This is a genomic window from Actinomadura citrea, assembly GCF_013409045.1.
Lineage (GTDB): Bacteria > Actinomycetota > Actinomycetes > Streptosporangiales > Streptosporangiaceae > Spirillospora > Spirillospora citrea.
Genome location: NZ_JACCBT010000001.1, coordinates 8,356,990 through 8,369,282 on the forward strand (window position 1 = coordinate 8,356,990; position 12,293 = coordinate 8,369,282).

General features: G+C 72.1%; 12 protein-coding genes. 2 read left to right on the top strand and 10 right to left on the bottom strand.

Features of this window, described 5'->3' with window-relative positions:
* Positions 1–13: 13 nt before the first annotated feature.
* Genes BJ999_RS38270 through BJ999_RS38295 form a run of 6 tightly spaced genes read right to left on the bottom strand, consistent with a single transcriptional unit; the run spans position 14 to position 6,380 of the window.
* The gene (locus tag BJ999_RS38270) at positions 14–1,501 is read right to left on the bottom strand and encodes an NADH-quinone oxidoreductase subunit N (protein WP_179837748.1); all 1,488 of its coding nucleotides are present in this window, start codon (positions 1,499–1,501) and stop codon (positions 14–16) included.
* Positions 1,501–3,009: a complex I subunit 4 family protein gene (locus tag BJ999_RS38275; RefSeq protein ID WP_308427282.1), complete on the bottom strand. Its 1,509-nt coding sequence runs from the start codon at positions 3,007–3,009 to the stop codon at positions 1,501–1,503. Before BJ999_RS38275 ends, BJ999_RS38270 begins: the two co-directional genes overlap by 1 nt.
* Positions 3,006–4,868 (bottom strand): NADH-quinone oxidoreductase subunit 5 family protein, encoded by a 1,863-nt coding sequence (locus tag BJ999_RS38280; RefSeq protein ID WP_179837749.1) that lies wholly within the window; start codon positions 4,866–4,868, stop codon positions 3,006–3,008. The genes BJ999_RS38275 and BJ999_RS38280 overlap by 4 nt, the downstream gene beginning before the upstream one ends.
* Complete coding sequence (gene nuoK / locus BJ999_RS38285) at positions 4,865–5,266, bottom strand: NADH-quinone oxidoreductase subunit NuoK (protein WP_179837750.1); 402 nt, start codon at positions 5,264–5,266, stop codon at positions 4,865–4,867. Before nuoK ends, BJ999_RS38280 begins: the two co-directional genes overlap by 4 nt.
* Positions 5,266–5,823 carry an NADH-quinone oxidoreductase subunit J family protein gene (locus tag BJ999_RS38290; RefSeq protein ID WP_179837751.1) on the bottom strand — a complete coding sequence of 186 codons (558 nt, stop codon included), beginning with the start codon at positions 5,821–5,823 and terminating at the stop codon, positions 5,266–5,268. Before BJ999_RS38290 ends, nuoK begins: the two co-directional genes overlap by 1 nt.
* Positions 5,820–6,380, bottom strand: a complete 561-nt coding sequence (locus BJ999_RS38295; protein WP_089315568.1) for a NuoI/complex I 23 kDa subunit family protein — start codon at positions 6,378–6,380, stop codon at positions 5,820–5,822. The genes BJ999_RS38290 and BJ999_RS38295 overlap by 4 nt, the downstream gene beginning before the upstream one ends.
* 342 nt (positions 6,381–6,722) lie before the next feature.
* Here BJ999_RS38295 and BJ999_RS43330 point away from each other — a divergent pair, with 342 nt between their 5' ends.
* On the top strand, positions 6,723–7,319 hold the full coding sequence (locus BJ999_RS43330; protein WP_179837752.1) for a ComEA family DNA-binding protein: 597 nt from the start codon (positions 6,723–6,725) through the stop codon (positions 7,317–7,319).
* Between the two features lie 50 nt (positions 7,320–7,369).
* Here the strand turns inward: BJ999_RS43330 and BJ999_RS38305 are convergent, their stop codons facing one another.
* The 4 genes from BJ999_RS38305 to BJ999_RS38320 are packed head-to-tail and all read right to left on the bottom strand — an operon-like array spanning position 7,370 to position 10,480.
* Positions 7,370–8,323 (bottom strand): complex I subunit 1/NuoH family protein, encoded by a 954-nt coding sequence (locus tag BJ999_RS38305; protein WP_179837753.1) that lies wholly within the window; start codon positions 8,321–8,323, stop codon positions 7,370–7,372.
* Positions 8,316–8,882, bottom strand: coding sequence for an NADH-quinone oxidoreductase subunit C (locus tag BJ999_RS38310; RefSeq protein WP_179837754.1), 567 nt, complete (start codon positions 8,880–8,882; stop codon positions 8,316–8,318). The genes BJ999_RS38305 and BJ999_RS38310 overlap by 8 nt, the downstream gene beginning before the upstream one ends.
* Positions 8,879–10,081 (bottom strand): NADH-quinone oxidoreductase subunit B, encoded by a 1,203-nt coding sequence (locus BJ999_RS44195; protein WP_179837755.1) that lies wholly within the window; start codon positions 10,079–10,081, stop codon positions 8,879–8,881. The genes BJ999_RS38310 and BJ999_RS44195 overlap by 4 nt, the downstream gene beginning before the upstream one ends.
* Positions 10,082–10,108: 27 nt before the next feature.
* Entirely contained in the window at positions 10,109–10,480 is a 372-nt protein-coding gene (locus tag BJ999_RS38320) for an NADH-quinone oxidoreductase subunit A (RefSeq protein WP_179837756.1), read from the bottom strand.
* A 356-nt stretch (positions 10,481–10,836) separates the two neighbouring features.
* On the opposite strand from BJ999_RS38320, the gene BJ999_RS38325 reads away from it, so the two are divergent.
* The gene (locus BJ999_RS38325) at positions 10,837–11,904 is read left to right on the top strand and encodes a hypothetical protein (protein WP_229810609.1); all 1,068 of its coding nucleotides are present in this window, start codon (positions 10,837–10,839) and stop codon (positions 11,902–11,904) included.
* The last annotated feature ends 389 nt before the right edge of the window (positions 11,905–12,293 follow it).

Sequence of the window (12,293 nt, forward strand, 5' to 3'; positions counted from 1 at the left end):
GACGTTTCCCCGGTTACGTGGCCTGCGCGACCGTCTGCAGGACGATCTGCGGCGCGACTGACAGCACGATCGCGCCGGCGGCCGCCGCGGTGATGGCGACACGGACGCCGAGACCGGGCGCCGCGTCGTAGTCCTCGCTGGTGGCGGACGGGGTGAAGAGGCGGACCGCCCACGCGAGGTAGTAGTAGAGGCCGATGACCGTGTTGATCGCCATCACGACGGCGAGCCAGGTGACGCCGCCGGCGAGGGTGGCGCGGAACACGACGACCTTCGCGAACAGCCCCATGACGCCGGGGGGCAGGCCGGCGAGGCAGATGAGGAAGAAGGCGAGGGCGGTGGCGACGGCGGGGCTGCGGCGGGCGAGGCCGCGGTAGTCGTCCAGGGTGTCCCGGCGGCCCGTGGCGGTGCCGCGGCGGTGGAAGCCGATCACGACGGCGAACGCGCCGATGTTCATGACGGCGTAGAGGGCGACGTAGGCGGTGGTGGCGGCGACGGCCTCGGGGAGGCGGTGCGAGCCGACCGCGAGGGGCGCGAGCATGTAGCCGGACTGGGCGACCGACGACCAGGCCAGCAGGCGAATGGCGGTCCGCTGGCGAAGCGCGGCGAGGTTCCCGAGGGTCATGGTGAGCGCGGCCAGGACGGCGACGACGGGGCCCCACACGTGCCCGTAGGCGGGCAGGCCCAGGGCGAGGACGATCGCGAGCCCGGCGAACCCGGCGGCCTTGGAGACCACGGCGAGGAACGCGGCGACGGGCAGCGGGGAGCCCTGGTAGACGTCCGGGGCCCAGAAGTGGAACGGGACGGCGGCGACCTTGAACGCGAACCCGGCGAGGACGAGCACGGAGCCCAGCGCGGCGACGGGGTCGAGGTCGGCTGGCAGCCGGGCGAGGGCGGGCGCGATCCGGTCCAGGTGCATGGCGCCGGTCGCGCCGTACACGAGGCTGATGCCGAACAGCATGACCGCGGTGGACACGACGGAGACGAGGAAGAGCTTCAGCGCGGCCTCGGAGGACGTCCCGTCGTAGCGGCGCAGCGCGGCCAGCGCGAACACCGGGAGGGAGAGGGTCTCCAGCGCGACGACCAGGAGGATGAGGTCGCGGGCCGCGACCAGGGTGAGGGCGCCGATGACGGCGGCGAGCAGCAGGAAGTGGTACTCCCCCACCGGGATCTTCGAGTCGGTGATCTCCTGGAGGGACAGCAGCACGACGATGACGGCGGCGCCGAGGATGATCCCCTGGAACAGCAGGGTGAAGTCGTCCGCGACGTAGGAGCAGGAGGCGGGGCCGCCGGAGCGCAGGCCGTCCGGCAGGCAGAAGGTGGCGCGGCGGTCCCCGGCGGCCAGCGCGATCACGGCGACGAGCGCGGTGGCGAGGGACCCGCCGGACAGCAGGGACAGGACGCGGCGGGGCGCGTCGAAGGCGTCGGCGAGCAGCAGCCCGATCGCGGCGACGGCGAGGACCAGCGGCGGCGCGACCGCCGCGTAGTCGATGTCCTGGATCATCAGCCGCCTCCGAGCAGCGCGCGGACCGGACCCGTGGTCACGTCCAGCAGGGTCTTCGGCCAGAGGCCGACCAGCAGCGTCAGCGCGATCAGCGGCACCCAGGCGGCGTACTCCTGGAGGGAGATCGACGCGACCGGGCCGCGGGGGGCTGCGACGCCGTCGGACGGCCCGTGGGTGAGCTTGGCGAGCATGCGCAGGAAGTAGGCGGCGGTCAGGACGGTGCCGAGCGCGGCGACGACCATGAACGTCACGAACGTCTCGCGGGGCAGGTCGGCGTGCGGCCGGTACGCGCCGATCAGGGCGAGCACCTCGCCCCAGAAGCCGGCGAGCCCGGGGAGCCCGAGGGACGCGACGGACGCGAAGGTCAGGATGGAGGCCAGCCGCGGGGACGTGCTGAGCATGCCGCCGCCGAGGGCGTTCATGTCGCCGGTGCCCCAGCGTTCCTTGACCGAGCCGGCGAGGAAGAACAGCAGGCCGGTGATGAGGCCGTGCGCGATGTTGCCGAACAGGGCGGCGTTGATGCCGACCGGGGTGAGGGTCGCGATGCCGAGCAGGACGAACCCCATGTGCCCGACGGACGAGTAGGCGATCATCCGTTTCAGGTCGCGCTGGGCGAGGCAGGCGAGCGCGCCGTAGACGATCCCGATGACGGCGAGGAGGCCGAGCCACGGCGCCCAGACCCGCGCGCCGTCCGGGGCGAGCGGGAGCGCGACGCGGACGAGGCCGTAGGTGCCCATCTTCAGCAGCACCCCGGCCAGCAGGACGGACCCGACCGTCGGGGCCTCGGTGTGCGCGTCCGGAAGCCAGGTGTGCAGCGGCCACATCGGAGCCTTGACCGCGAACCCGATCCCCATCAGGGCGAACGCCGTGACCTGGAGGCCGTGCGACAGGCCGGACCCGTGCCGGGCGGCCAGGTCGGTCATGTCGAGCGTGCCGGCCTTGGCGCCGACGAGCAGCATCCCGGCGAGCAGGAGCCCGGAGCCGAGGAGCGTGTAGAGGATGAACTTCGTGGCCGCGGCGCGGCGTCCCGTCCCGCCCCACAGCATGATCACCGCGTACATGGGGACCAGGACGGTCTCGAAGAACACGAAGAACAGCACGAGGTCGAGCGCGACGAACGTGCCGAGCATCCCGACCTCCAGGACGAGCAGCAGCGCGGTGAGCAGCCGGATCCGGCTGCCTTCCGGCGGGTGCCGCAGCGTGTAGAGGAAGCACAGGAACGTCAGCAGGGCGGTCAGCACGACGAGCGGCAGCGAGATGCCGTCGACGCCGAGGTGGAACCGCAGGCCGATGGCGGGCGCCCAGGGCCGGTCGACCTCCAGTTGCATGCGGGACGTGTCGCCGAAGTCGAACGCCGACATGGCCGAGACCGCGACGAGCAGGGTGGCGGCGGACACGGCCGTCCCGAACGCGCGGACGGCGAAGCCGGTGCGCAGGAACCGGTTCGCCGGGACGAGCATCGCCAGCGCCCCGAGCAGCGGGAGCGTCATCATCAGCACGAAGATCACTGGAAGATCACCACCGCGGCCGCGATGGCGGCGACACCGGCGAGCAGGCCGGTGAGGTAGGTCTGGGGGTTTCCGTTCTGGACGAATCTGACCAGGCCGCCCAGGCGGCCCGCGCCCCGTCCGGTGCCGACGACGGCGGCGTCCACGCGTCGTTGGTCGAACAGGACGACGTGACGCGCCAGCGCCTGGACGGGCCGGACGATGGCAGCCGCATAGAGCTCGTCCACGAAGAAGGCCCGCGCGAAGACGGTACGGACGGGGCCGAGCGCGCGCGCGGGGTCCAATGCCGGGTCGCGGTTCCACACAAGGAACGCACCGCCCGCCCCCACGGCGAGCAGCAGCACGCTGAGCAGCGATGCTCCGATTTGGGGACGCAGCTCCGGAGCCCCGAGGCCGAAGAATCCGAGGATCGCGGCGGGGACGGCCAGCGCCGCCACGGTCCACGACATGATGCGTGCCGGGTCGCGGATCTCGTATGTGCCGCGTCGCTCACCGAAGAACGTCATCAACCACGCACGCATCGCATAGGCGGCCGTCAGGACGACCGTGACGAGCAATCCGACATAGACCAGCCACGCGATCCCGCCCGATGTGACCTCGCCGCCATGCAGGGCGGCGTGCTGGGCGGCCTCTATGACGGCGTCCTTGCTGAACCATCCGCTGAACGGCGGGACGCCCGCGAGGGCGGCGAAGCCCACGGTCATCGACCAGAACGTGAGGGGCATGCCGCGCCGTAGGCCGCCGTAGTGGGCGAGCATGTTCGACCCTGCGGTCACGATGACGCACCCGGCGGCCAGGAACAGCAGCGCCTTGAACGCCGCGTGCGTCAGCAGGTGGAAGATCGCGGCCGACTTCGCGCCCACCGCGAGCCCCGCGGCCATGACGGCGAGCTGGCTGATGGTGGAGTACGCCAGGACGCGTTTCAGATCGTCCTGGGCGAGGGCCGCGCACGCCGAGCCGACCATGGAGACCACCGCGACGGCGCCCAGCACGGCGAGCGCGGACGGGGCCGCGAGGAACACCCCGTACAGCCGCGCCACGACGTAGATCCCCGCCGCGACCATCGTCGCCGCGTGGATGAGGGCGCTGATCGGAGTGGGGCCCGCCATCGCGTCCGGGAGCCAGGTGTGCAGCGGGAACTGGGCGCTCTTGCCCGCGACCCCGGCGAGCAGCAGCAGCGCGGCCGCCGTCACCGTGGACTGCGGGAGGTCGCCGGACATCCGGACGATCCGGTCGATCTGGAACGTCCCGGCGCCCACGCCGAGCACGATCACGCCGATGAGGAAGCCGGCGTCGCCGAGCCGCGTGACGAGGAACGCCTTGACCGCCGCCCGCGAGTTGGCCCGCTCCTCCCAGTGGTGCCCGATCAGGAAGTACGAGCAGATGCCCATGACCTCCCAGCCCACGTACAGGACGAGCAGGTCGCCGGAGTAGACGACCAGCAGCATCGCGGACGTGAACAGCGAGATGAACGCGGCGTAGGAGGAGTACCGGCGGTCGCCGGACATGTACGCGACCGAGAACACCTGGACGGCGAGCGCCACGCAGCAGACCATGAGGCCGACGACCGCGGCCAGGCCGTCCACCTGGAGGCCGACGCCGATCGGCACCGATCCGGTGTCGACCAGCGTGAGGGTGCCGGTGCGCTCGCCCGGGTCGCGCCAGACGGCGAACGCGACGATCGCCGACAGGACGAGCGACACCGCGACCGGCGCGCACGCGATCAGCGCCGGGCCGTTGCGCAGCGGCGAGCCCGCGGGGGCGCCGCGCAGCAGCCGGGTCAGGGACGGGCCGGACAGCATCCCGGCGAACGCGGCGAGGAACGGCGGCAGCGCGACGAGCGACGCGAGCAGGATCACGACGGCGCCTCCTCGCGCTCGGGTGCCGGTTCGGGGCCGGCTTCCCGTCCCGCTGACGCGCGTCCGTCCGGACGGGGCCGCGTCTCCTCCGCGTCCTCGGAGAGGGCGCGGAGCCGGTCGACGTCGATCATCTGCCGGTTGCGGAACACCAGCAGCACGATCGCGAGGCCGAGCCCGATCTCCGCCGCGGCGATCACGATGGTGAACAGCGTGAGGACCTGGCCGCCGTGCAGGCGGTCCCGGTACCAGACGTCGAACGTGACGAGGTTGAGGTTCACCGCGTTCAGCATCAGCTCGACCGACATCAGGACGAGGATCGCGTTGCGGCGCGCCAGCACCCCGTAGACACCGACGGAGAACAGCAGGGCGGCGACGACCGTCGGGTAGGCGAGATGCATCAGGCGTCGCCCTTCCCGCCGGGCTTCGCGTCCGGCTTCGCGGCGGCGCCCGGACGGGCCCGGATGTCCGACCGCGACAGGACGATCGCGCCGACCAGCGAGGCCAGCAGCAGCACCGACAGGACCTCGAACGGCAGTACCCACGTCCGGAACACGGCGCCGCCGAGCTCCTCCGCCGATCCGCCTCCCGCGCGCAGCGGTGTCCGCGCGTCGCCGAACCCCATGACCATCACGGTGATCAGGACGGCGGCCGTGGCGGCGGCGACGGCCAGCGCGGCCCACCGGTTCCCCGAGTCCAGGTCGGCGGACTCCCCGATCGGCGCCCGCGTCAGCATGACCCCGAACAGCAGCAGCACCACGACGGCGCCGACGTAGATGAGGACCTGCACCCAGGCGACGAACTCCGCGGTGAGGACGAGGTAGCCGCCCGCGAGCGCGCCGAACGACACCACCAGCCACAGCGCCGCGTGGACGAGCTGCCGCGTCGTGACCACGAGGATCGCGGAGCCGACCGCCACCACGCCGAGCAGCGTGAAGACGATCTCCTGGCCGCTCATCCGCGCTCCCCCGGCTCGCGGGGCGGTCCCGTCCGGGGCGGCCGGGCGGCCCGCGCGGCGGCCTTCTCCGCCGCGGCCACCTCCTTCGGCGGCTCGGCGGACGGATCGTGCGCCTGCGGCGGCGGGACGGTCCACATCCACTCCCGCAGCCGTTCCTTCTCGTGCGTCAGCTCGGCGATGTCGTACTCGGCGTACTCGAACTCCGGCGACCAGAACAGGGCGTCGAACGGGCACACCTCGATGCAGATGCCGCAGTACATGCACAGCGCGAAGTCGATCGCGAACCGGTCGAGGACGTTACGGGTCCGGGGGCGTCCGCCGCCTTCGGCGGGGAGCGTCTCCTTGTGCGAATCGATGTAGATGCACCAGTCGGGACACTCGCGGGCGCACAGCATGCACACCGTGCAGTTCTCCTCGAACAGCGCGATGACGCCCCTGCCGCGCGGCGGCAGATCCGGTTGCACTTCGGGGTACTGGCGCGTTATGGACCGCCGCGTCATCGTCCGCAACGTGACCGCCAGTCCCTTGGCCAGTCCGCCTCCTGGTAGCCGTCCCACGCGCCCCATGATTGCGCACGATCGGCGCGGGGGGAACGCGGCGGGTTCCGCGTTCGTCCAACGAGGTATAGGTCGTGTGCCACGGAGCAGGCTTACGGCTGGGGAGGGCATGTGGGTCATCACGCGGAGCATCCCTACGACCCTGAGCCCGAGTACCCCTCTCGGCCGGCGTCTGACCAGCCACGTTCCCCGCACCGCCGACCGCCGCCTCCGCGGCGTCCGCCCGCGGCGCCCGGCTGGCGCCCCCCGTATCCGGGTCCGCCCGTGCCTCCGCAGCCGCCCCTGCCGTCGCCCATCCCGGTGCCCAGCCCCCAGACGGCCCACGGCATCCTGTGGGCTTTCGTGCCCTTCATCACGCTCGGCTTCGGGACGCCGGTCTCGTTCCTGTACGCGGCCGTCCACCGGCGGTCCCTGGGGCTCGGGGGCACCGCCGCCGGCTACGGCGCCGGCACGGCGGCCGTGCTGATGATGCTCCAGTCCGGCAACCCGTTCTTCATCGTCTTCGGCTCGTTCGTGATGCTCCTGCTGTGGATCGCCGGCACGGGGCACGCGTTCGCCGTCCGGTCGTCGGTCTTCCCCCGCGAGATCCCCCGCAGCGTGCTGAACGAGCACGCGATCGAGGTCGCCAAGTACCGGCGGACGCTGCGCGAGCAGGCCCGCGCGCTCGCCTCCGAGGACCCGGCGCTCGCCCGCGAGCTGCGCATCGGCCGCCCCGACGTGCCGCGCACCTACGACGACGGCGGGCTCGTGGACGTCAACCACGTGCCCCGCGCGATCATCGAGGCGCTGCCCGGCATGACCCCGGACATCGCCGACCGGATCGTCCGCCGCCGCGCGCAGACGGGCGGGTTCGTCTCCGTCGAGGAGATGGCCGTCGACGCCGACGTCCCGCCGGACGTCCTCCCCCAGCTGGCCGACTTCACGATCTTCCTCAGGTGACGGCCGGGCGCCGGCGGCGCTCAGTGCTGGGCGGCTCGGTGATGGGCGGCTCAGAGGGCGACCCTGAGGACGCCGGTCAGCGCGAGCTGGGCCAGCGACAGCGGGACGAGCCACGCCCAGGCGAGCTTCTGCAGCTGGTCCTCGCGCATGCGCGGGTAGCTGACCCGCAGCCAGATCACGCAGAACGCCAGCACGGCGACCTTCAGCAGCGTCCAGAGCCAGCCCAGCTCGGTGTTCAGGAACGGGCCCTTCCACCCGCCGAGGAACAGCACGGTCGTCAGCGCGCACAGCACGACGATCCCGGCGTACTCCGCCAGGATGAACAGCGCGAAGCGCAGCCCGCCGTACTCCGTGTACGGACCGAAGATGATCTCTGAGTCGGCGACCGGCATGTCGAACGGCGGGCGCCGCAGCTCCGCCAGGCCCGCGACGAAGAACACGACGCCGCCGACCGCCTGCCACGGCAGCCACCACCAGCGCCACTCCTCCACGACGCCCTGGAGTGACAGCGTTCCCGCCGCCATCGCCACCGACGACGCCGCGAACACCATCGGCAGCTCGTAGGACATCAGCTGCGCCGCGACCCGCATCCCGCCGAGGAGCGAGTACTTGTTCGCGCTCGCCCAGCCCGCCATGATCGCGCCGATCACGCCGACGCCCATCACGGCGAGCGCGAAGAACACCCCGGGGCCGAGGTCGAGCGCGACCTGCCCGCCGGGCCCGACCGGGACCACCAGCAGCACCAGCAGGTACGGGACGATCGCCACGCCCGGCGCCAGCTTGAACACCCACCGGTCGGCGTCGCGCGGGACCACGTCCTCCTTCTGGGCGAACTTGACGCCGTCGGCGACGAGCTGCGCCCAGCCGTGGAAACCGCCCGCGTACATGGGGCCGAGGCGGCCCTGCATGTGCGCCATCACCTTGTGCTCGGCCTGCCCCACCAGCAGCGGGAGCACCGCGAAGGCGCCCGCGACCAGCACCAGCTTGACCACGATCTCAAGCATGGGGCCCCCAGCCCTCCGGGACCCCGGGCGGGCGGACGCGGCGGCGGCTCGGCGCGCCGTGCCCGGACTCGCCCGGTTCCTTCGCGCCCGGCCACGGCTTGGCGACGCGGGCGGCGAGGACGAAGTCCTTGCGCAGCGGGTGGCCCTCGAACCCGTCCGGCAGCAGCAGCGGGACGAGGTTCGGATGGCCCTCGAACAGGATGCCGAACATCTCCGACGTCTCCCGCTCGTGCCACGCGGCGCCCCGGTAGACGCCCGTAGCCGTCGCCAGCACGGGCGCCCGCTTCGTGACGCGCGTGCGGACCAGCAGGTGGTGGCGGCGCTCCAGCGAGTACACGTGGACGACGACCGCGAAGCCCTCCTCCAGTTCGTCCACGCCGGTCAGCCAGTCGAAGAAACCGCAGGCCAGCTCGTCGCGCGCGAAGGTGAGCGCGTCCACCCAGAGCTCGGGCGCCACCCCGACGGCCAGCCCCCCGAAGGTCTCCTCGGTGGTGACCTCGTCGCCGAAGCGTCCCGTCCAGGCGTCCGCGAGTTCCGCTCCCGGGGGCTGCGGGCTCATCGGTCACGTCCGATCTGGTCGTCGTGGTCGTCGTCCACCAGTCCGGGGATGATCGAAGGATCGTGCGAGGGGTCGGGGCCGGGATCGTCGTCCTCCACCGCCGGGACGGGCGCGGTGACGTCCTGGTCCTCGACCATGTGAACGGGCTGCGTGGTGTCGGTCGGCCCGCCGGGGGGCGTGGCGCCCTCCGGCTCCGGTTCGTGTTCGTGTTCGGGCTCGGCCGAGGCGTCGGCCTCGCCGAGGTGCCAGACGGGCTGGGTGATGTCGGTCGGATCGACGGGAGGCTCGACGGGCGGCCCAGGCTCAGGTGCCGGCTTCGCCGCGACCTCGGCCTCGGCCTCGGTGAGGTGCCGGACCGGCTGCGTGGTGTCCGTCGGCTTGACGGGCGGCGCCTCGGGCTCCGGCCGGGCCTCGGCCGTGGCCTCCGCATCGCCGAGATGCCGGACGGGCAGCGTCTCGTTCTCCGTGGCCTCGTGGTCCGTCACCGCCTGCTCCGCGGCCTCTTGCTCCGCTGTCTCTTGCTCCGTCGCCGCGTTCTCCGGGGCCTCCTGGCCTTCGTCCTCCAGGCTGTTCCAGTGCTCGAAGGTCTCGTGCTGGTCGGGCGGAGGCGGCGGCTGGAGCGGGCGGCGCAGGACGGTGGCCGGGATCGGACGCGGCGCCGGCGGCGGGGCGACGGGCTCCCCGCCGTCGCCGGCCCCGCCGTAGCGGTCGCCGAGCGACTCGGCCGCGATCTTCTCCTGGAGGTGGACGATGCCCTGCAGCAGCGCCTCCGGGCGGGGCGGGCAACCGGGCACGTAGACGTCGACCGGGATGATCTGGTCGACGCCCTTGGTCACGCAGTAGGAGTCCCAGTACGGGCCGCCGCAGTTGGAGCAGGCGCCGAAGGAGATGACGTACTTGGGTTCGGGCATCTGCTCGTAGAGGCGGCGCACCGCGGGGGCCATCTTGTCGCTGACGGTGCCCGAGACGACCATCAGGTCGGCCTGCCGCGGACCGGGCGCGAACGGGATGACGCCGAGCCGGATGAAGTCGTGCCGGCTCATCGACGTCGCGATGAACTCGATGGCGCAGCAGGCCAGGCCGAAGTTGAAGACCCAGAGTGAGTAGCGGCGGCCCCAGTTGAGCACGAACCTGATCGGCTTGGGCGCGAGCCGCGACAGCGGCCCGACGCTCGGCGGGGGAAGATCGATGGTGCCCACGACGCCATTGTTACAGCGCTCGGGGCGTCAGACCCAGGACAGGACGCCCTTCTTGCCCGCGTACGCGAGCCCCGCGGCCAGGAACGCCAGGAAGACGAACATCTCGCCGAGCGTCGTGGCCCCGTAGCCCGGGGCGGCGAAGACGGTCGCCCAGGGGAAGAGGAACACCGCGTCCACCGCGAACACCACGTAGAGGTAGGCGAAGACGTAGTAGCGCACGTAGGAGTGGGCCCAGCCCTCGCCGACCGGGTCGACGCCGCACTCGTACGTCGTCAACTTCTCGACCGTGGGACGATGAGGCCGCAGCAGCCGGTTCGCCGCCAGCGCTCCCCCCACGAGAGCGGCGCCCGCGAGGAGCAAGACGGCCAGGACGACATATGTGTCGAAATAGTTATGCACCAGATCCTCCTCGCGTGCGTCACATCCAGTATCTCGCGAAGCAGCATCGAGGAGTGTGACTTCGTACCTCCCCCCTGGAGGATCACAATGTCATGCTCTTGCTGCACACTAGATTCGCATGGGTCGGTTTTGACCTGGAAGGACGTGACCGGATGAGCAACCCCCCGCCTCCCCCGGGCTGGGAATCCCCGGGTGGGGCCTCCTGGCCGCCTCCGCCGCCGCCAGCGGGCCCGGGCGGGCCCGGTCCCGGCGGACCCGGCGGTCCGGGCGGGCCGCCCCCGCCCGGCGGCTTCGGAGGTCCCGGAACACCGCCCCCCTTCTTCCCCCCGCCCCCCGGCGCCCCGATGGGCCCGCCGATGCCGCCGCCGAGGCGCGGCGGTGGCGGCGGCCTGGTGATCGGCCTCGTCGGCGGCGGCGTCGTCCTCCTTGTGATCATCGCGGTCGTGGTGTTCGTGGTGGCCAAGGGCAGCGGCAAGTCCCCCGAAGAGAAGCTGACCGCGGCCGCGACCAACATGGACGCCGCGCGCGCGGTCTCGCTGAAGGGCACGTTCGGCGGCAGCGAGACGCTGCGCGGCGAGCTGAACGTCACCAAGGGCGGCCGCGCGATGGGGCCCGTCACCTGGAACAGCGACCAGGTCACCGTGCTGTCGGCCGACGGCAAGCTGTTCGTGAAGGGCGACCGGAGCTACTGGACGCGGCAGATCTCCTCCACCGACACCCCCTACTACCTCACCTCGGGTGACCAGTGGGGCCGGCTGGGCGCGGACGAGCTCGACCTCGACTTCAAGGAGCAGCTGTCGCCGACGGCGCTGGCGAGCAAGATCCGCTCGGCCCGGCTGTCGCGCGTCAAGCCGATCGAGACGACCTGGATGGGCAAGAAGGCGCTCAAGTTCAGCACCTTCTCCTCCACGCTCTACATCACCGACGAGGACGACGCCGAGCTGCTGCGCTACGAGGCCACCACGCCGCGTGTCGCGCTCGACGTCACCCCGAAGGACTCCAGCGACGCCTCGTCCCTGATCTCGGACATGCGCACCAGCATGGGCGAGCTGAAGGACTCCTTCAACGCCTCGTCGAAGCCGACGGTCGACGAGTGGAAGAGGGGCGGCTGCAACGGCAACTCCGGCTGCACGGTCGAGGCCAAGATCCGGCCGCCGTACGACGTGGAGAAGCCCGTCACGATCGACGTGCGGTTCCGGCTCACCGCCGGCACGCTGACCGGCCGCGACCTCGGCAACTGCACCGCCCACGTCACGATCACCAGCAGCCTCTCCCAGTGGACGAGCTGCCGGGTCGTCAGCAGCGCGTGGACGAGCTGGGCGAAGGCGACCGGCGGCACCTTCTACAAGCACGCGGAGTACAAGGTGATCGGCGCCACCTCCGAAGAGGTGTCCGGTCTGCAGAACGGTCTCGACAGCGAATGACGCCGCAGGTGAGGCGCCTCGCGCGCTGATCCTCGACCGCAGGGGTGCCCGGCGGCGCTCCTCCCCTTCCGGGGGGACGCGCCGCCGGGCACCCTTATGCTCTTGGTGGACGGCCCCTCCAGGGCCCGGCGGCCGCCCTTCCCCCCGGAACGTTCCCGAGCCCGTCGGCACCCACCGGGGGACGCCTCCATGATCCCTTGCTTTGTGTCTGACGGTCGGGCCGGTACCTGGCCCCGGAAGTGAGCAGAGTGAGCCCCGAGTGAGCGCTGAACAGGACGAGCCGTCACCGACGGCCTCTTCCCGACCCCCGTCCCCGGACGATTCCGGGGGCGCCGCCCCCCGCCCGGACGGCCGCCCGAACCAGGGCGCCCCCGGCCCGCAGGGCCCCC